General features: G+C 64.2%; 20 protein-coding genes. 6 read left to right on the forward strand and 14 right to left on the reverse strand.

Going from position 1 to position 17217, the window contains the following annotated elements; all coding sequences use genetic code 11:
• The first annotated feature begins 81 nt into the window (after window positions 1-81).
• The 3 genes from speD (at window position 82) to crcB (ending at window position 1926) form a co-directional block, all read left to right on the forward strand.
• Window positions 82-543: an adenosylmethionine decarboxylase gene (speD, locus tag ASILVAE211_RS02780; RefSeq protein ID WP_227319748.1), complete on the forward strand. Its 462-nt coding sequence runs from the start codon at window positions 82-84 to the stop codon at window positions 541-543.
• A gap of 102 nt (window positions 544-645) precedes the next feature.
• Window positions 646-1512 (forward strand): polyamine aminopropyltransferase, encoded by an 867-nt coding sequence (gene speE / locus ASILVAE211_RS02785; RefSeq protein ID WP_227319749.1) that lies wholly within the window; start codon window positions 646-648, stop codon window positions 1510-1512.
• An 18-nt stretch (window positions 1513-1530) separates the two neighbouring features.
• Window positions 1531-1926, forward strand: coding sequence for a fluoride efflux transporter CrcB (crcB, locus tag ASILVAE211_RS02790; protein WP_227319750.1), 396 nt, complete (start codon window positions 1531-1533; stop codon window positions 1924-1926).
• A gap of 21 nt (window positions 1927-1947) precedes the next feature.
• On the opposite strand, the gene ASILVAE211_RS02795 is transcribed toward crcB, so the two are convergent.
• Window positions 1948-2841 (reverse strand): LysR family transcriptional regulator, encoded by an 894-nt coding sequence (locus tag ASILVAE211_RS02795; RefSeq protein WP_227319751.1) that lies wholly within the window; start codon window positions 2839-2841, stop codon window positions 1948-1950.
• A gap of 276 nt (window positions 2842-3117) precedes the next feature.
• Between ASILVAE211_RS02795 and ASILVAE211_RS02800 the strand changes: the two genes are divergently transcribed.
• From ASILVAE211_RS02800 to ASILVAE211_RS02810, 3 genes are read left to right on the forward strand one after another with little or no spacing between them, the layout of a single operon-like run.
• Window positions 3118-3753, forward strand: a complete 636-nt coding sequence (locus tag ASILVAE211_RS02800) for a gluconate 2-dehydrogenase subunit 3 family protein (RefSeq protein WP_227319752.1) — start codon at window positions 3118-3120, stop codon at window positions 3751-3753.
• Between the two features lie 3 nt (window positions 3754-3756).
• The gene (locus tag ASILVAE211_RS02805; RefSeq protein ID WP_227319753.1) at window positions 3757-5535 is read left to right on the forward strand and encodes a GMC family oxidoreductase; all 1779 of its coding nucleotides are present in this window, start codon (window positions 3757-3759) and stop codon (window positions 5533-5535) included.
• An 11-nt stretch (window positions 5536-5546) separates the two neighbouring features.
• Window positions 5547-6869, forward strand: a complete 1323-nt coding sequence (locus ASILVAE211_RS02810) for a cytochrome c (protein ID WP_227319754.1) — start codon at window positions 5547-5549, stop codon at window positions 6867-6869.
• A gap of 18 nt (window positions 6870-6887) precedes the next feature.
• On the opposite strand, the gene ASILVAE211_RS26440 is transcribed toward ASILVAE211_RS02810, so the two are convergent.
• The 13 genes from ASILVAE211_RS26440 to rpsA form a co-directional block, all read right to left on the reverse strand.
• A complete protein-coding gene (locus ASILVAE211_RS26440; RefSeq protein ID WP_227319755.1) occupies window positions 6888-7166 on the reverse strand; it encodes a type II toxin-antitoxin system RelE/ParE family toxin in 279 nt (92 codons plus the stop codon).
• 3 nt (window positions 7167-7169) lie between these two features.
• The gene (locus ASILVAE211_RS02820; RefSeq protein ID WP_227319756.1) at window positions 7170-7349 is read right to left on the reverse strand and encodes a hypothetical protein; all 180 of its coding nucleotides are present in this window, start codon (window positions 7347-7349) and stop codon (window positions 7170-7172) included.
• 56 nt (window positions 7350-7405) lie between these two features.
• Window positions 7406-8713, reverse strand: coding sequence for a bifunctional folylpolyglutamate synthase/dihydrofolate synthase (locus ASILVAE211_RS02825; RefSeq protein ID WP_227319757.1), 1308 nt, complete (start codon window positions 8711-8713; stop codon window positions 7406-7408).
• 14 nt (window positions 8714-8727) lie between these two features.
• Complete coding sequence (gene accD, locus ASILVAE211_RS02830) at window positions 8728-9624, reverse strand: acetyl-CoA carboxylase, carboxyltransferase subunit beta (RefSeq protein ID WP_227319758.1); 897 nt, start codon at window positions 9622-9624, stop codon at window positions 8728-8730.
• A 37-nt stretch (window positions 9625-9661) separates the two neighbouring features.
• The gene (trpA, locus tag ASILVAE211_RS02835) at window positions 9662-10492 is read right to left on the reverse strand and encodes a tryptophan synthase subunit alpha (RefSeq protein WP_227319759.1); all 831 of its coding nucleotides are present in this window, start codon (window positions 10490-10492) and stop codon (window positions 9662-9664) included.
• Window positions 10489-11700, reverse strand: coding sequence for a tryptophan synthase subunit beta (gene trpB, locus ASILVAE211_RS02840; protein WP_227320121.1), 1212 nt, complete (start codon window positions 11698-11700; stop codon window positions 10489-10491). The genes trpA and trpB overlap by 4 nt, the downstream gene beginning before the upstream one ends.
• A gap of 20 nt (window positions 11701-11720) precedes the next feature.
• Window positions 11721-12410 (reverse strand): phosphoribosylanthranilate isomerase, encoded by a 690-nt coding sequence (locus ASILVAE211_RS02845; RefSeq protein WP_227319760.1) that lies wholly within the window; start codon window positions 12408-12410, stop codon window positions 11721-11723.
• A complete protein-coding gene (gene pyrF, locus ASILVAE211_RS02850) occupies window positions 12407-13117 on the reverse strand; it encodes an orotidine-5'-phosphate decarboxylase (protein WP_227319761.1) in 711 nt (236 codons plus the stop codon). The genes ASILVAE211_RS02845 and pyrF overlap by 4 nt, the downstream gene beginning before the upstream one ends.
• Window positions 13118-13122: 5 nt before the next feature.
• On the reverse strand, window positions 13123-13491 hold the full coding sequence (locus ASILVAE211_RS02855) for a lipopolysaccharide assembly protein LapA domain-containing protein (protein WP_227319762.1): 369 nt from the start codon (window positions 13489-13491) through the stop codon (window positions 13123-13125).
• Between the two features lie 163 nt (window positions 13492-13654).
• Entirely contained in the window at window positions 13655-13903 is a 249-nt protein-coding gene (locus ASILVAE211_RS02860) for a hypothetical protein (RefSeq protein ID WP_227319763.1), read from the reverse strand.
• Between the two features lie 8 nt (window positions 13904-13911).
• Window positions 13912-14217 (reverse strand): integration host factor subunit beta, encoded by a 306-nt coding sequence (gene ihfB, locus ASILVAE211_RS02865; RefSeq protein ID WP_227305188.1) that lies wholly within the window; start codon window positions 14215-14217, stop codon window positions 13912-13914.
• A gap of 89 nt (window positions 14218-14306) precedes the next feature.
• Entirely contained in the window at window positions 14307-15221 is a 915-nt protein-coding gene (gene sppA / locus ASILVAE211_RS02870; RefSeq protein ID WP_227319764.1) for a signal peptide peptidase SppA, read from the reverse strand.
• 97 nt (window positions 15222-15318) lie between these two features.
• On the reverse strand, window positions 15319-17037 hold the full coding sequence (gene rpsA / locus ASILVAE211_RS02875) for a 30S ribosomal protein S1 (RefSeq protein WP_227319765.1): 1719 nt from the start codon (window positions 17035-17037) through the stop codon (window positions 15319-15321).
• Window positions 17038-17217 lie beyond the last annotated feature (180 nt).

Consider the following 17217-nt stretch of genomic DNA (forward strand, 5'->3'; position numbering starts at 1 on the left):
CATAACCCGCCGCCTTGGCCCCAGGGGACATGCTACGGTGGCATGTCCAACAGGCCGTCTACTGGTTGAGGGAGCATGCGCATGAACGCACTTGCCCGACTGGGGATGGTCTCGGATTTCCCGAGCGAGAACCAGACGTCTGCAACGGCCGATCAGGCTGAAGAGCAGAAGGATTATTGGATCGAACGCGACGGGCAGCGCTTTGCTGGCGTCCATCTACTGGTCGATCTTTGGGGAGCGAGCAACCTCGCCGAACCGGATCATATCGACCGTGCGCTGCGCGAAGCCGCGACGGTTTCCGGTGCGACGATCCTGCATTCGCACTTCCATCACTTCTCGCCCAACGGCGGCGTGTCCGGCGTGCTGGTGCTGGCGGAGAGCCATATCTCCATCCACACCTGGCCTGAGAAGAACTTCGCTGCCATCGACATGTTCATGTGCGGCGACTGCGACCCCAATCGCGGCATTCCGGTGCTGGAAGCGGCCTTCTCGCCGTCGCGCATTGACCTGGACGAGCAGCGCCGCGGCAGCCGCGGCGAATAAGTCTTTCTACGCCTCTCTCTCTCCCTACCGAATACCAGGCCGTCCCGTTCGCCATGATACGCATGGCGGGCGGGCCAGCGCCTATCGACCTGGAGCCCCGGCATGGCAACTGACAGCTGGCTGAACGAGACCCTGTACCCCGGTTGGGGCCAGCGTTTTCGCGTCACGCGCGAATTGGCGCGTGTGCAAAGCGACTTTCAGGACATCGTGGTCTTCGAAAGCGAATCCCACGGCCGCGTGCTGGTGCTGGACGGCGCTATCCAGATCACCGAAGGCGATGAATTCGTCTATCAGGAAATGCTGACGCATGTGCCTTTGCTCGCGCATGGCAATGCGAAGCGCGTGCTCATCATCGGCGCCGGTGACGGCGGCGTGCTGCGCCGTGTGCTGGAACACAGCACCGTCGAAAAGGCTGTGATGTGCGAGATCGACGGCGAAGTCGTGCGCCTGTCGAAGGAATTTCTGCCCTCGATCGCGGGCGACGCCTGGACCAATCCGCGCGGCGAAGTGATCATCGGTGACGGCATCGACTATGTGCGGCGTGCGCCGGATGCGAGCTTCGACGTCATCATTGTCGATTCCACCGATCCGATCGGCGTCGGCGAGGTTCTGTTCACCGATGAATTCTATCAGAACAGCGCCCGCATCCTGACGGAAGGCGGCCTGATCGTGAATCAGTGCGGCGTGCCCTTCATGCAGGCCGACGAGCTGCGTGAAACCAGCCTGCGCCGCCGCCAGTTCTTTCCGCATGTCGGCGCCTATGTCGCGGCCGTGCCGACCTATGTGGGAGGCTTCATGACGCTGGGCTGGGCCGGCAAGCAGCCCGGTACCGCTACGGTCGATGTGTCAACCATCCGTGCGCGGGCCGAGACGGCGGGCATTTTGGGCAACACCCGCTACTGGACGCCGGAAGTGCATTTCTCGGCCTTCCAACTGCCGCCTTATATCGCCGAGCATCTGCCGGCCTGATCGAAGAAGGTCGGCGATATGAACGCGACGACCTATCTTTTGGTGGCAGCGGGCGGTGCCTTGGGCACCGTCGGCCGCGCCTGGCTCGGCCTTTTCGTCGGCCGCACGCTGGGCTTCGGCTTTCCCTTGGGAACGCTGATCATCAATATCCTGGGCTCGGCCGTTATCGGCATCGTGGCGGCGACGGCGCTGCCGTCCAGCCGCTCGATCGTCGGCCCAGAACTCCGCGTCTTCCTCATGGTCGGCATCTGCGGCGGTTTCACGACCTTCTCATCCTTCAGCTTGCAGACATTTGAATTGCTGCGGGAAGGGCGTGCGGCGGCGGCCTTCGCGAATGTCGCGCTCTCCGTTGTCATTTGCCTGATCGTCACCGCCGTCGGCTATCTGGGTACCGCGTCGCTGCTGTCGCGCTAACCGCTGTACCTGCCGCGTCATTCACAGAATGGCGAAACGCTCCAGGATCAATCGCCGCAGGTGACGGAAGGCAGGATTGTCGTTGTCGCTCAGCCAGGCGGTATGTAACTCGGCCTGGGTTTCAGGCTCCTCCTCGAAATTGCGGAAAACGACGTCCTGCGCCCTCAGTTTCTGGGTGGAGTAGGGAACGATCGCCAGTCCAAGCCCGACACCGACAAGACTGACCATCGTGTGCGTCTGGCCAACATATTGGACGATGCGCGGAGCAACTTCCGCGCGTGACAGAACTTCGCTGACGCGCCCATGCAGATAGGGATTGCTGTCGGCCGCATACATGATCAGATCCTGATCCGTCAGATAGCGTAGTCTTGGCGTCGGGCCGGTCGCCAGAGGGTGATCGGCATGCGCGGCCAAAATGAACGGTTCTCTGATGACGCGGCAGACATCCATCCCCGTGCGATCGAAGGGCGCCTGGACGATTGCCAGATCAATTCTATTGTAGCGCAGCGCTTCGATCTGCGCGGCCGTCGGCAATTCGTTCAGGGTGATTTTGACGTCCGGCAAATCGTTCCTGGCGAGATAGGCAAGCTGGGGCAGAAAGCGATAGCTGGACCCTTGCGTGAAGCCGACGGTGATGGTGCCGGACACGCCCTGTGACATCAGCCGCGCCGACCGGACGGCGCTATCCGCAAGTCTGATGATCTGACGCGCCTCTTTCATGAAACTGCGACCGGCCGAGGTCAGCCGGACGGACCGGCTGGTGCGCTCCAGCAGTTTTACGTCGATTGCGGTTTCCAGAATTCTGATCTGCCGGCTGAGCGGCGGCTGCGTCATGTTCAGGCGCTGCGCTGCACGGCCGAAATGCAATTCCTCGGCAACAGCCAGGAAACAGCGCAATTGGTTCAACTCGAACATTTTCGCTCCGCCACACGGATCATCAGGACTTCGAGAGCCCCGCTCCGCGCAATAAAATATGGCGCGCGTTATTGATCCAATGTTTGAATTGATCAAGTCAAATTATGACTTAGACAGGTAATGGAAACCCGGTTAGGTGACAAAACTGTAAGGGAAACTCCAAGAAATCACGGATTTCATCGTTCTTGAGGCGAAGAGGCTCCCCCTATGCCGATTTCTCCACCGGGTTCGTCCCGACGGGCTTTCCTTCTCAAAACCGTTGCCATGATCCCGGCCATGACTTTGGCGGGAACCGCTTTGGCGGGGCTTGCCCAGGCCGCTGATGGCGGGCCGTCAGGCTATGCGCCGAGCTTCTTCACCGCCGATGAATTCGCCTTTGTCACCGCCTTCGTCGATCGCCTGATCCCGGCAGACGAAGAAGGCCCCGGCGCCGTCGAACTTGATGTGCCGAACTTCATCGATCTTCAGATGAACACCACCTACGGCCATGGCGGCCTGTGGTACATGCATCCGCCCTTCCGGCAGGCGCCGGCGACCTTCGGTAATCAACTCGGCCTGCCGCCGCGCGAAATCTACCGCCAGGGCATCGCCGCCGCCGAAACCGCCATCCAGGCCAAATACGGCAAGCGTTTCACCGACATGACTGCCGGCGAGCGCGATACGGTCATCACCGCGATGCAGAAGAAGGCGCTGGCCATGGCGCCGGTGCCGGCCTCCATGCTGTTCGGCCAGTTCCTGACCAATACTAAGGAAGGCTATTTCAGCGATCCCATCCATGGCGGCAATCGCGGCATGGCCGCCTGGAAGATGATCGGCTATCCCGGCGCGCGCGCCGATTTCACGGACTGGGTGGATCGCTACGGCGCCAAATACCCCTTTGGTCCTGTTTCAATCACCGACCTCGGGGCCTGACCCATGCGCGACATTACGATGAAACACACCGACGCCGTCATCATCGGCTTCGGCTGGACCGGCGCGATCATGGCCAAGGAACTGACGGAGGCGGGGCTGAAAGTCGTCGCTTTGGAGCGTGGCCCCAATCGCGACACCTATCCCGAAGGCGCCTATCCGTCCTCCATCGACGAACTGACGCATAACAGCCGCAGCGAATTGTTCCAGCGCCTGGCCAAGACCACGTTGAGCATCCGCTACACCGCCAATGACGAGGCGGTCCCCTATCGCCAGCTGGCGGCCTTCCTGCCCGGCACGGGCGTGGGTGGCGCCGGCCTGCATTGGTCCGGCTGCCATTGGCGCATCACGCCGGAGGAACTGCGCCTGCGCAGCCGTTACGAGGAGCGTTACGGCAAGAACTTCATCCCCGAAGACATCACGATCCAGGATTGGGGCGTGACCTATGAGGAGCTGGAGCCGCATTTCACCTTCGCCGAGAAGGTCTTCGGCACGTCCGGTCAGGCCTATAAGGTCAATGGTGAGATCGTCGGCGCCGGCAATCCTTTCGACGCCGATCGCTCGACGCCTTTCCCCCTGCCGCCGATGAAGAACACCTATTCGGCGACGCTCTTCGGCAAGGCCGCCGCCGAGGTCGGCTATCATCCCTTCGATATCCCGTCCGCCAATGCGTCGCAGGCCTATACCAATCCCTATGGCTGCCAGATGGGGCCTTGCACCTTCTGCGGCTTCTGCTCGGGCTATGCCTGCTACAATTATTCCAAGGCCTCGCCGAATGTGAACATCCTGCCCGCGCTGCGGCAGGTACCGCATTTCGAGCTGCGCGCAGAATGCGACGTCGTGCAGATCCTGACCGACAGCACAGGCAAGAAAGCGACCGGCGTGCTGTATGTCGATGCCGCCGGCAACCGCGTGACGCAGCCGGCCGATCTCGTGATCCTCGGCACCTTCGCCTATAACAACGCCTATATGCTGCTGCTGTCGAAGATCGGCACGCCCTATGACCCGTCAACGGGCGAAGGCGTTATCGGCAAGAACTTCGCCTATCAGAACGAGAACAGCATCGCGACCTTCTTTGACGACAAGACCTATACCAATCCCTTCATCGGGGCGGGCGGCAATGGCGTCGCGGTCGATGACTTCAACAGCGACCATTTCGACCACGGCCCGCTCGGCTTCGTCGGCGGCGCGCCCTTCTGGGTCAATCAGGCCGGCACCAAGGCCATCGGCGGCGGCCCGCTGCCGGACGGCACGCCGGAATGGGGCTCGGGCTGGAAGAAGGCGGTGAAGGAGAACTTCACCCATGTCGTCTCGATGAACGCGCATGGCACCAATATGTCCAACCGCGCCAATTTTCTCGATCTCGACCCGACCTATAAGGACTATCTGGGCCGCCCGCTGCTGCGCCTGACCTTCGATTGGCATGACAACGACTATAAGATGGCGGCCTTCACGGTCGACAAGATGAAGAAGATCGCCGAGGCGATGAACCCGAAGGCGATGAAGGTCTCGGTCAAGAAACCGGGCCAGCATTTCGATATGACCCATTACCAGACCACGCATATGGGCGGCGGCGTCATCATGGGTGACAATCCCAAGACCAGCGCCGTCAACCGCTATCTGCAAAGCTGGGACGTCTCCAACCTCTTCGTTGTCGGATCATCTGCCTTCCCGCAGGGCCTGGGCTATAACCCGACAGGGACGGTCGCGGCGCTCACCTATTGGTCGGCCAAGGCCATCCGCGAAACCTATCTCAAAAACCCTGGCCCGCTGGTGCAGGCATGAGGGGCAGACCGATGAAACTCCGCCATCTTCTCACGGGTTTCGCCCTCGCCCTGTCCCTGCCTGCCTTCGCGCATGGCGCGAATGCGCAGACGACGAACGGCAGCGCCGATGCGGCGACCATCGCCCAGGGCCAGTATCTGGCCCGCGCGGGGGACTGCGCCGCCTGCCATACCGCGCCGGGCGGCAAGCCCTTCGCGGGCGGCCTGCCGATCCAGACGCCGTTCGGCAAGGTCTTCACCTCCAACATCACGCCGGATGCGGACACCGGCATCGGCAATTGGAGCGAGCAGGATTTCGCGCGCCTGATGCGCACGGGCGTGCTGCCGTCGGGCGGCGCGGTGCTGCCCGCGATGCCCTATCCGTCCTATGCGCGTGTCTCGGACGCCGACATGAAGGCGCTCTACGCCTATTTCCACCAGGGCGTTCAGCCGGTGGCGCAGCAGAACACGCCGTCCACCATTCCGCTGCTGGGGATCGGCCGCTATCCGCTGCGGGCCTGGGGCTGGATCTTTGGACCCGGTGCGGGCGTGGCGGAGACCAGCACGACATCGGCCGATATCGGCGGTTCGGATGCGCCCTCCGTCGCGCGTGGCGAATATCTCGTCGAGGGTCTGGGCCATTGCGGCGCCTGCCACACGACGCGCGGCATCGGCATGCAGGAAACGGCGCTGACCGGCACAAGCCCCAACTATCTGGCCGGCGGCGGCGCGGTGGACGGCTGGGTGGCGCCGAGCCTGCGCGGTGACAATGCAACGGGCCTCGGCCGATGGCGCGAGGATGACATCGTCGCTTTGCTCAAGACCGGCCGCAACCAGCACACGGCGATCTTCGGCGGCATGAACGACGTCGTGGCCGATTCGATGCAATTCATGTCGGACAACGACCTGCACAGCATCGCCAAATACCTGAAGTCGCTGCCGGCGCAGCACGCCGATGCCGCGTCCTATACCTATGACGACACGCAATCCAAGGCGCTGTTCGCGGGTGACGCCAGCGCACGCGGCGCGCAGATCTATGTCGATCGCTGTGCCGCCTGCCATCGCACGGACGGGCAGGGCTATGCCCGCACCTTCCCCGCCCTGGCCGGCAATCCGGTTCTCCAGACGAATGACCCGACCTCGATCATTCATATCGTGCTGTCCGGGTCACGCCTGCCCGGCATTGCGACCGCACCGTCCTCCCTCGTCATGGGGCCCTATGCGAAGGTGCTGAACGACCAGGAGATCGCGGATGTCGTGACCTTCATCCAGACCAGCTGGGGCAATAAGGGCAGCACGGTCACGGCCGATCAGGTCAAGGCCATGCGGAACACGGCGACGCCGGTCTCGCCCTGACCGAAACACCCGGCGGCGCTACGGCGCCGTCGGTTTTCGTGCGGCGTGTCGGACCCGCAAGATGACGACCTCATCGCCCTGTACCCGGTATCGCAGAATATAAGGATGCGTCACCACAATCTCTCGCAAGGCAGAGCCCGTGACGATCCTCCCGCGATGCGGAAAGTGGTGGAGGGCTTCGCCTGTTCTTAGAAGAGAGTCGGCGAGGTGCCGTGCTGCGTAAGGGTTGAATTCAAAAAGATAGTCATAGGCGCGGCTGACACCGCGCAGCGCCGCATCAGTCCAAATGACGCGCATGCCTCAGCGTTTCGGCGGGGACGATTTCCGGCCTTCGGCCAAGTCTTTCAGCCAAACACGAACTTTATGATGAGGCACGGTGTTGCCGGCAGCAATCTCTGCTTCCGCCTCAGCATCTAGGCGGGCTTCCAAGGCTGTATCTTCTTCTAGATCGAAAACCGATTTCGGTGCGGGATCGGCCATAGCAAACCCTCCGTTGCGGGAGCGAGTTTAGCACAAAGTCGAAGATGGCAAGAAGCTTACGCCTGCCGCAGTAGCGCGCCCGCGAGATAAAGCGAGCCGCAGACCAGCACGCGGGCGGGTGCGGCGGCCGCTTCGGCGGCCAACTGGCTGAGTGCCTCGGCCACCGTGCCGCCGGCACGCGCCGCGCCGCCCGAGGCCAGGATTACATCCTCCACCGACAGCGCCAGATGCTGCTCGGGCTCGGCCACTGCCCAGACGGAGGCGGCGAAAGGCAGGATGGGTTTCAGGAATTCGGCCGCGTCCTTGCCCTGCTTCATGCCGATGACGAGATGCAGCGGGCGATCCGCCCAGCCTGTCAAATGCTGTGCCAAAGCGGCGCCGGCGCCGGGGTTATGCGCGCCGTCCAGCCAAAGCTCCCAATCGGTCGGCAGCAAGGAGGCCAGGGGGCCGCCCAGTCTCTGCATGCGCCCGGCCCATTCGGCCCGCGCCAGCCCTGTGGCGAAGGCGCGGTCGGGGATCATCAGGCCGGAGGCGCGCAGGGCGGCCACCGCGATGCCGGCATTGTCGTATTGATGCGGCCCAACCAGAGACGGAAAAGGCAGCGCCAGGCTGCCATGGGTATCGGTGAAGTCTAGCCCGTCCGCCGTGGGCGCGATATGCCAATCCTCGCCACGAGCCGCAAAGGGCGCGCCGCGCTCGGCCGCGATACGGGTGAAGACCGCCAGCACCTCCGGCTTCTGCACGCCCGTCACCACCGGCACGCCCGGCTTGATGATGCCGGCCTTTTCGGCGGCGATGCCGGTCAGGCTGTCGCCCAGGAAATCCCGATGGTCGATGGAGATCGAGGTGATGGCGCAGGCCGCCGGACGGTCCACGACATTGGTGGCGTCGCCGCGTCCGCCCAGGCCCACTTCCAGGATGCAGAGATCGGCCGGGTCTTCGGCGAAGAGCACGAAAGCGGCAGCGGTAATGACCTCGAAGACGGTGATCGGCGCACCGTCATTGGCGCGCTCCACCAGTTCCAGCGTATCGGCCAGGCGGCGATGCGAAACCAGCCCATCCGCCAAGCGGATGCGTTCGTTGAAATCGACCAGATGCGGCGAGGTATAGACCTGAACCCGCAAACCGGCCGCTTCGGCGATGGCGCGGGCGAAGGCGCAGGTACTGCCCTTGCCGTTGGTGCCCGCGACATGCAGCACAGGCGCCAGTTTCTGGTGCGGATCGCCAAGCTTGCCCAGCAGGGTGAGCAAGCGCCCCATATCGAGGTCGATCGCACGCGGATAGAGGCTGAGCAGCCGCTCCAGAATGCCGTCGACGCGCGGATCCTGGCTCCGTTCCCGCTCGCGAATGGCGAGGCCGGCCATCGTTTCTGCGCCCCTTAGGCGGCGAGGTCGGATGAGGTCGGCGGCACAGGGACGTCCACCGGCACCGGCGGCAGCAGCAGGCTGGCCACGCGGATCAGCGTGTCGCGCAGATCCGCGCGGCGCGAAATCATGTCGATGATGCCGTGGTCATACAGATATTCCGAGCGCTGGAACCCGTCCGGCAGCTTTTCGCGCACCGTCTGTTCGATCACGCGCGCACCGGCAAAGCCGATCATGGCACCCGGCTCGGCGATCTGGATATCGCCCAGCATGGCGAAGCTGGCGGTCACGCCGCCGGTCGTCGGGTCGGACAGAACGACGATATAGGGAAGCCCCGCTTCCTTCACCATCTGTGCCGCGATGGTGGTGCGCGGCATCTGCATCAGGCTGATGGCGCCTTCCATCATGCGCGCGCCGCCCGAGGCGGTGTACATGATGAACGGCGCCTTTTGCAGCACCGCCAGCTTGGCGGCGGCGACGATGCCTTCACCGACGGCGGCACCCATGGAGCCACCGAGGAAGCCGAATTCCATGGCCGCCACGACCGCCTTGCGGCCACCGAGAAGACCATGGCCGACGACGATCGCGTCATCCAGCTTGGTCTTGTCGCGGGCGTCCTTCAGCTTGTCCGTATAGCGCTTCTGGTCGCGGAAGCGCAGCGGATCCTGCGGCACGCGCGGCGTGTCGATCTGCGTGAATTGGCCGTCGTCGAAGGTCCAGGCCAGGCGTTCCTTGGCCGAGGCGCGCATATGATGGCCGCAATGCGGGCAGACCTTCAGATTGGTTTCCAGATCGCGCTGGAAGATCATCTGCTGGCAGGCCGGGCATTGGTGCCAGAGATTGTCCGGCACTTCCTTGCGGCCGAGCAGGGTACGGATCTTGGGGCGGACGATATCGGTGAGCCAGCTCATCTGCGGTCTCTCAACTCCATAACGGTGAAGGGCTGGGTCAGGCCGCCACGCGGACGCCGCGCACGGCCTCCGCCAAGGCGCGGACCTGATCCAGCACGGCATCGACCGTGCCGGGAAGGGCTCGTCCGTCCTCATCGAGGGTGCGGGCGAGGGTATCGATCAAGGCGGAAGCAACGATGGCGGCATCCGCGATTTCGGTCGCATTGGCCGCCTGTTCGGGGGTGCGGATGCCGAAGCCGATGGCGATCGGCAGATCGGTGAATTTCCGCACGCGCGGGATGGCAGCGGACAGGTCGGCGGAGCTCGCCGTGCGCGTGCCGGTGATGCCGGCGATGCTGACGTAATAGACGAAGCCGGAACTGCCTTCGAGAACATAGGGCAGCCGGCTCTCGTCGGTCGTCGGCGCCACCAGCCGGATGATGTCGATTCCCTGGGCTGCCGCATGCGGGGCCAGCAGATCGGCTTCCTCGGGCGGCAGGTCGACCGCGATCAGCCCGTCGACACCGGCGGCCGCAGCGTCCTGGCAGAAGGCCTCGGGACCGTAAGCCACGATCGGGTTTAGATAGCCCATCAGCACGATCGGCGTACGGTCATCCGCCTCGCGGAAGCGGCGCACCATGGCCAGCGTGCCTTTGAGAGTTGCGCCGGCCTTCAGGCCGCGCTGGCCGGCCAGCTGAATGATGGGGCCGTCGGCCATCGGGTCGGTGAAGGGCATGCCGATTTCGATCAGATCGGCACCGGCCGCCGGCATCCCGGCCAGAATCGCCTGGCTGGTTTCCAGATCGGGGTCGAAGGCTTCCAGGAAGGGGATAAGCGCGCCGCGCCCTTCCTTCTTCAGGCTGGCGAAACGTGCGGCAATCCGGCTCACAGCGTGACCCCCGTATGGGCGGCGACCGTGAAGATGTCCTTGTCGCCGCGGCCGCTGAGATTGACGAGGATGATCTGGTCGCGTCCCAGCGTCGGCGCCAGCTTGGTGACATGGGCCAAAGCATGAGCGCTTTCCAGCGCTGGGATGATGCCTTCGACGCGGCACAGAAGCTGGAAGGCTTCCAGCGCCTCGTCGTCATTGATCGGCACGTATTCGACGCGGCCATTCTCGAACAGAAAGGAATGTTCCGGCCCAAGGCCCGGATAGTCCAGGCCAGCGCTGATGGAATGCGCTTCCTGAATCTGGCCGTCGTCGTTCTGCAGCAGATAGGTCAGGTTGCCATGCAGCACGCCCGGCTTCCCGCGCGCCAGGCTGGCGGCGGTCTTGTCGGTATCGATGCCGTGACCGCCGGCTTCGACGCCGATCAGCTTCACGGCCTCGTCCAGGAAGGGATGGAACAGGCCGATGGCGTTCGACCCGCCGCCGACGCAGGCGATGGCGACATCCGGCAGGCGGCCTTCGGCCTCCATCAGCTGGGCCTTCGCCTCATTGCCGATCACGCATTGGAAATCGCGCACCATGGCGGGGAAGGGATGCGGGCCGGCGGCGGTGCCGATGAGGTAATAGGTGTCGTGCACGTTGGTCACCCAGTCGCGCAGCGCCTCGTTCATCGCATCCTTCAGCGTGCCGGCCCCGGCTTCGACCGGGCGGACCTCGGCGCCGAGCAGCTTCATGCGGAAGACATTGGGCTTCTGCCGCTCGACGTCGGTGGCACCCATATAAATGACGCAGGGCAGGCCAAACAGCGCGCAGACGGTGGCCGTCGCCACGCCATGCTGGCCGGCGCCGGTCTCGGCGATGATGCGCGTCTTGCCCATGCGGCGGGCCAGCAGAATCTGGCCCATGCAGGAATTGATCTTATGCGCGCCGGTGTGGTTCAGGTCTTCGCGCTTCAAATAAATCTTCGCGCCGCCCAGATGCTCCGTCAGGCGCTCGGCATACCAAAGGGCGCTGGGGCGGCCGACATAGTTCTTCAGGTAGCCGTCAAGCTCGGCATGGAACTCGGCATCATCCTTGATTTCGAGATAGGCGCGCTCAACCTCGCGGATGACGGGCATCAGCGTCTCGGCCACGAAGCGCCCGCCGAACTGGCCGAACCGGCCACGATCATCGGGGTAATTGCGCAGGCTGTTCTGGCCGCCGGCTATGCCTGAAGAGAAATGCTGGTTCACGAGACCCCCTGACCGGTGCTCTCATACTCCGCAGGCTTGCCGGCCGAAAGGCCGCGACCCGCGTTTCGTGACGCCGTTATGAAATTCCTGATGCGCGCCAAATCCTTAATGCCAGGGCTGCTTTCGACGCCGGAGGAGACGTCCACCGCTGTCGCACCGGACGCGATGATGGCCTCGCCGACGTTTTCGGGCGTCAGCCCGCCCGCCAGCAGCCAGGGCAGGGACGGTGTCCAGCCGGCGAGGATCGACCAATCGAGCGCCGTTGCATTGCCGCCCGGCCGGTCCGCGCCCGGTGGCGGCTTGCTTTCGATCATCAGCGCGTCCAGCCCCACGCCGGCCGCCTCGGCGGCGGCAAGTTCCTCGCGGGCTGAGATGCCGCGCGCCAGCCAGACCGGCCGGCCGAAGCGGGCGCGCACAGCCTGCGCCAGATCCGGCGTGCCATAGATCTGGAAGATATCCAGCGGCATCGACTCCAGGACTTCGGCGATCTGATCCAGTTCGGGTTTCACGAACAGGCCCACGGCCGGTGGCCCGTCGGGCCGCACGGCGCGGATGACAGCCGCCTGGGCTGGCGTCACGAAACGCGGGGAACGCGGAAAGAAGACGAAGCCCGTGTAATCCGCGCCGGCCTCGACTGCCGCCTCATAGGCGGTGGCATCGTTCAGGCCGCAGATTTTGACTTTCATGACGATCCGCCAGTCGCCAGATCGGCGGCAATGGCGGCGGCAGCGCCGGCCGGGTCGGCAGCGCCCGTAATCGGCCGGCCGATAACCAGCCAATCGGCGCCGGCGCTCATCGCCTCGCGCGGTGTCAGCGTGCGCGCCTGATCGCCGATATCGGCACCCAGGGGACGGATGCCCGGCACGACCAGCAAAGGCTCCGGCCCGATTTCGGCGCGAAGCATGGCGACTTCCTGGGGGCTGCACACCAGCCCGTCCGCGCCGGATTTCAGCGCCATCCTGGCGAGGCGCAGAACCTGCGCCGCCGGACTGTCCGCGACTCCGGTCTCAGCCAAAGCCTCGGCCGAAAGGCTGGTCAGAACGGTGACGGCCAGCAGTTTGGGCCGGGCCGGGCCGGCGGCCTCGGCGGCGTTGCGCGCGGCGGCGATCATGGCCGAACCGCCGCCGGCATGAAGCGTCAGCATCGCGGCGCTCAGCGGCAGCACGGCCTTCACCCCGCCCGCGACAGTATTGGGGATGTCATGCAGCTTGAGGTCGAGGAAGACCGGCCGGTCGGTCACGGCGCGCACGCCGGACTGCCCATGGGCAAGATAGAAGGCGAGGCCGAGTTTCAGCAGGCCGACATGATCGCCCAATTGCGCGGACCACTGCTTGGCCGTGGCGAGATCCGTCGTGTCGATGGCCGCGATGATCGGGTTGGCGGGTTTGGTCATGGTCTTTAGGCCTCAGGCGGGGGCAGGGGAGCGGAAACGGTTCCGGCCATAACGGGGGTACGAGCCGGCGGCATCATGGTCACCGGCATAATAGGGGGCGCGTGTCGCAGCTCGGCCTCGGCCAGTTGCGCCTGTAGGCGGCGCACCTGCGCCTCCGCCCGGCGCGCGCGGCGACCGAGACCCAAATGGTCCAGCCAGACGATCAAAGCGCCCAGCAAAAAGGCGAGGGCCATACCGATGAGGATAGCGACCGACAGCGGCAGGCTTGCCGCGTAATCGGTGGGCCAGAAGCCGAGCGTCACTGTTTCCCGGTTCGACAGGCCGAACACGATGAGGATCAGGACGAGGATGAGAGCGGGGATCAAGCGGAGCATGGCGGGAGTGTAAGCGATCAGCGCGGATGGGGGAAATATGCGCGGCTCACACTCTCACGATAAAGGCGAACCGCAGTCAGTGGTGGCGAATCCACCATTGAGCAACAATAGCCACCGCACTGAGTGCGAGCGGAAGAACCCAAGCAACGGTGTCAACCGACATTTAATCGACGAGCCTCCCTGGGAACGCTTGTGCGACAATATGCAACCATACGCCGAAAAAGCACCAGCAGGCGACCACAAAAACAAGATGCCATCTATAGGGATCTGGGGAACGATGCTCAGTAATACCAACCCCGGGCACGACGAAGGCGGCGACGACGGCGCTGACCGCCAATGAGTTGAAAAAGCTCGCAGCGAGCTTCAGCTTTTCATTGCGCGCCGTTTTGCCCAAAGGGCGTTGGCGCGTCATGGCGCAGATTACTCGCCCTTGCCGCCGGGAATCGGGCCGCGATTGACCCGGCTGCGGAGTTCCTTGCCGGCCTTGAAGAAGGGCACGACTTTCTCATCCACCGCGACCGCTTCACCGGTACGCGGATTGCGGCCCGTGCGGGCCACCCGCTGCTTGACCGTGAAGGCCCCGAAGCCGCGCAGTTCCACCCGTTCCCCCCGGGCCAGCGCCACGCTGATCTGGTCGAAAATGGTGCCGACGATGGTTTCCACATCCTTGGCGGTCAGGTGCTGATTGGCTTCAGCGAGTGCGGCGATCAGCTCAGACTTCGTCATGCGGCTGGCCTTCACCCTTTTCTCAGCGGAACGCTATCAGGTTACGCGCCAAGACGAGGTCGCGATGCCGACCCGTTGTCCAAGGCGCGTCAGTCGATGGAAGGCTGCCAGAGTGCCAAGGCGCCGTCAAGCGGAACTGTCTGGGAAAACAAGAGATTAGCCAGTCCGTTCAGCCGAAATCCCAAAAACGAGACCCCTGTCTTTCGCGCGTGCACATCACGCGTCGGCAGGTCCGTCGGAATTTTTTTGGCTGAGGCCAACCAGGCTCGGGCGTCATCCTCCCCACCGATCTGATCGACAAGGTGCAAGCCGATCGCTTGCCGCCCGGTATAGGCGCGGCCGTCGGCCAGCTTTTTCACGTCATCGAAGCTCATATGGCGGCCCGTGGCGACCATGCCGACGAATTGGTCATACAGGTCCATGAGCAGGGATTGCAGCGCCACATGGCCGGCCGGTGTCATCGGCGCGGAATAGCTCGGCTGGCCTTTCAGCGGGCCGGAGACCAGGGTCTGCACATCGATCCCGAGCTTATCCAGGAGGCCGGAAAATTCCGGCGCTTCCATGATGACGCCGATGGAACCCGTGATGGTCGATTGCCGCGCAAAGATGCGGGCGGCCGGCACGGCGATCATATAGCCGGCCGAGGCCGCTGTACCGCCCATGACGGTCACGACCGGCTTCACGGCCGCCACTTTCGCGACGGCATCGTGCAGTGCCTCACCGCCGGCGACCGACCCGCCCGGGCTGTCGATCTCCACCATCAGCGCCGCGACATCGGGGTCAGCGGCGAGGGCGGAGACAGCCCGCACCCGCTTCTCGTCGTCGGTGATGATGCCGGTCACATGCAGCACGGCGACATAGCGGCTGCCCGGCAGCGGAAAGCCGATGCGGCCGACGACCGCGATGGCCGCCAGGACCACGGCCAGCACCGCGACGACGCGCCAGGTGATCAGCCGCCGCTTGAGCCGGCGCCGGTCGAGAATGAGGTCGGTTTCAAGGCTCATGCAGGGATTTGTCCAAACCAAAAGAAAAGGCCGTGGGCAGCGCTTTCGCGCCACCCACGGCCCCTTTTACCCAGGCCGTGAGGCCGAGGTCGAGAGATCAGTCGGTCTGCTGGTTACGGCGACGGATCGCCGCACCCAGGATGTCACCCAGCGAGGCACCGGAGTCGGCGGAGCCGAAGTCCTGAATGGCCTGCTTGTCTTCGTCCATTTCCTTGCCACGGATGGTGAGCGCGAGCTTGCGGGCAGCGCGGTCCACCGAGATGATCTTGGCATCGACCTTTTCGCCGACGGCGAAGCGGTCGGGGCGCTGATCACCCTTGTCGCGGGCGAGTTCGGCGCGGCGGATGAAGCCGGTGAGGACTTCGTCAACCGAGACTTCGACGCCATTGGCCTGCACGGCCGTCACGACGCAGGTCACGATATCGCCCTTGTGGACGCGATCGAACACGCCGGCCGCCGGATCATCACGCAGCTGCTTGATGCCGAGGCTGATGCGCTCCTTCTCGACATCGACGTCGAGAACCTTCGCCTTGATGACGTCGCCCTTGTTGTAGCGGGTGATCGCCTGCTCGCCGGCTTCGTCCCAGGACAGGTCGGACATGTGGGCCATGCCGTCGATATCCGCGGTGATCGCGATGAAGAGGCCGAATTCCGTGATGTTGCGGATTTCGCCTTCGATCTCGGTGCCGACCGGATGCTCTTCGACGAACTGCTCCCACGGGTTGCGCTGAACCTGCTTGAGGCCGAGGGAGATGCGGCGCTTGGACGCATCGACATCGAGCACCAGAACATCGACTTCCTGGCTGGTGGCGACGATCTTGCCCGGATGGACGTTCTTCTTCGTCCAGGACATTTCGGAAACGTGCACCAGACCTTCGACGCCCGGCTCCAGCTCCACGAAGGCGCCGTAGTCGGTGATGTTGGTGACGCGGCCGGTGAACTTCGCACCCGGCGGATACTTCGCGGCCACACCTTCCCACGGATCAATCTCAAGCTGCTTCATGCCGAGGCTGATGCGCTGCGTGTCCTGGTTGAAGCGGATGACCTGCACCTTGACGGGCTGGCCGATCTGGAGCGCTTCGGACGGGTGGTTGATGCGGCGCCAGGCGATGTCGGTGACATGCAGGAGGCCATCGACGCCACCCAGATCCACGAAAGCGCCGTAATCGGTGATGTTCTTCACAACGCCGTCCAGGATCATGCCTTCCTTGAGGCCTTGGATCAGCTCGCTGCGCTGCTCCGCACGGGTCTCTTCGAGGACAGCACGGCGGGAGACGACGATGTTGCCGCGTGCGCGGTCCATCTTCAGGATCTGGAAGGGCTGCGGCGTGCCCATCAGTGGGCCGACGTCGCGCACGGGGCGGATATCGACCTGGCTGCCCGGCAGGAAGGCCACGGCGCCGCCGAGGTCGACGGTGAAGCCACCCTTGACGCGGCTGTAGATCGTGCCGTTCACGCGCTGGTTGGCGGCATGAGCCTTCTCAAGGTTGGTCCAGGACTCCTCGCGGCGGGCCTTTTCACGCGACAGCACGATGGAACCGTCACGGTCCTCGTAGCGTTCGACATAAAGCTCGACGACATCGCCGATGGCGACTTCCGGCTTCTGGCCCGGCGGGCCGAATTCCTTCAGAGGAACGCGGCCTTCGCTCTTCAGGCCGACATCGACGATGACGGCATCGTCGGTGACGCGGAGCACGCGGCCGGAAACGACGGAACCGTCGAAGCCGGTGTCGCGGCCGAGGGTCTCGTCAAGAAGGGACGCAAAATCCTCCTCCGCGGACATATCGCGTGGGCGGAGGTCGGAACTGGCTGACATGTGGCTGTTTCTGTCCTTGATCAGATAGCGCGACACCAGGGGGAGCCGCACAGGGTCTGCGCATCGGGGCCTGAAGGGACGATCCCCGGCCGACACGGCTTGCCCGCTTGTCGCGCGGGCCGGTTAAAAGAGCGAACCGCCTGCGTATCAACACAACGCATGAGGTTTGGGCGGAGACAT

Source organism: Acidisoma silvae, assembly GCF_020618775.1.
GTDB lineage: Bacteria > Pseudomonadota > Alphaproteobacteria > Acetobacterales > Acetobacteraceae > Acidisoma > Acidisoma silvae.

Bases quoted from the DNA above. Each gene is read 5' to 3' on its own strand.
- speD (WP_227319748.1), top strand. From the start codon at position 82: ATGAACGCACTTGCCCGACTGGGGATGGTCTCGGATTTCCCGAGCGAG.
- speE (WP_227319749.1), top strand. From the start codon at position 646: ATGGCAACTGACAGCTGGCTGAACGAGACCCTGTACCCCGGTTGGGGC.
- crcB (WP_227319750.1), top strand. From the start codon at position 1,531: ATGAACGCGACGACCTATCTTTTGGTGGCAGCGGGCGGTGCCTTGGGC.
- ASILVAE211_RS02795 (WP_227319751.1), bottom strand. From the start codon at position 2,841: ATGTTCGAGTTGAACCAATTGCGCTGTTTCCTGGCTGTTGCCGAGGAA.
- ASILVAE211_RS02800 (WP_227319752.1), top strand. From the start codon at position 3,118: ATGACTTTGGCGGGAACCGCTTTGGCGGGGCTTGCCCAGGCCGCTGAT.
- ASILVAE211_RS02805 (WP_227319753.1), top strand. From the start codon at position 3,757: ATGCGCGACATTACGATGAAACACACCGACGCCGTCATCATCGGCTTC.
- ASILVAE211_RS02810 (WP_227319754.1), top strand. From the start codon at position 5,547: ATGAAACTCCGCCATCTTCTCACGGGTTTCGCCCTCGCCCTGTCCCTG.
- ASILVAE211_RS26440 (WP_227319755.1), bottom strand. From the start codon at position 7,166: ATGCGCGTCATTTGGACTGATGCGGCGCTGCGCGGTGTCAGCCGCGCC.
- ASILVAE211_RS02820 (WP_227319756.1), bottom strand. From the start codon at position 7,349: ATGGCCGATCCCGCACCGAAATCGGTTTTCGATCTAGAAGAAGATACA.
- ASILVAE211_RS02825 (WP_227319757.1), bottom strand. From the start codon at position 8,713: ATGGCCGGCCTCGCCATTCGCGAGCGGGAACGGAGCCAGGATCCGCGC.
- accD (WP_227319758.1), bottom strand. From the start codon at position 9,624: ATGAGCTGGCTCACCGATATCGTCCGCCCCAAGATCCGTACCCTGCTC.
- ASILVAE211_RS02845 (WP_227319760.1), bottom strand. From the start codon at position 12,410: ATGAAAGTCAAAATCTGCGGCCTGAACGATGCCACCGCCTATGAGGCG.
- pyrF (WP_227319761.1), bottom strand. From the start codon at position 13,117: ATGACCAAACCCGCCAACCCGATCATCGCGGCCATCGACACGACGGAT.
- ASILVAE211_RS02855 (WP_227319762.1), bottom strand. From the start codon at position 13,491: ATGCTCCGCTTGATCCCCGCTCTCATCCTCGTCCTGATCCTCATCGTG.
- ASILVAE211_RS02860 (WP_227319763.1), bottom strand. From the start codon at position 13,903: ATGACGCGCCAACGCCCTTTGGGCAAAACGGCGCGCAATGAAAAGCTG.
- ihfB (WP_227305188.1), bottom strand. From the start codon at position 14,217: ATGACGAAGTCTGAGCTGATCGCCGCACTCGCTGAAGCCAATCAGCAC.
- sppA (WP_227319764.1), bottom strand. From the start codon at position 15,221: ATGAGCCTTGAAACCGACCTCATTCTCGACCGGCGCCGGCTCAAGCGG.
- rpsA (WP_227319765.1), bottom strand. From the start codon at position 17,037: ATGTCAGCCAGTTCCGACCTCCGCCCACGCGATATGTCCGCGGAGGAG.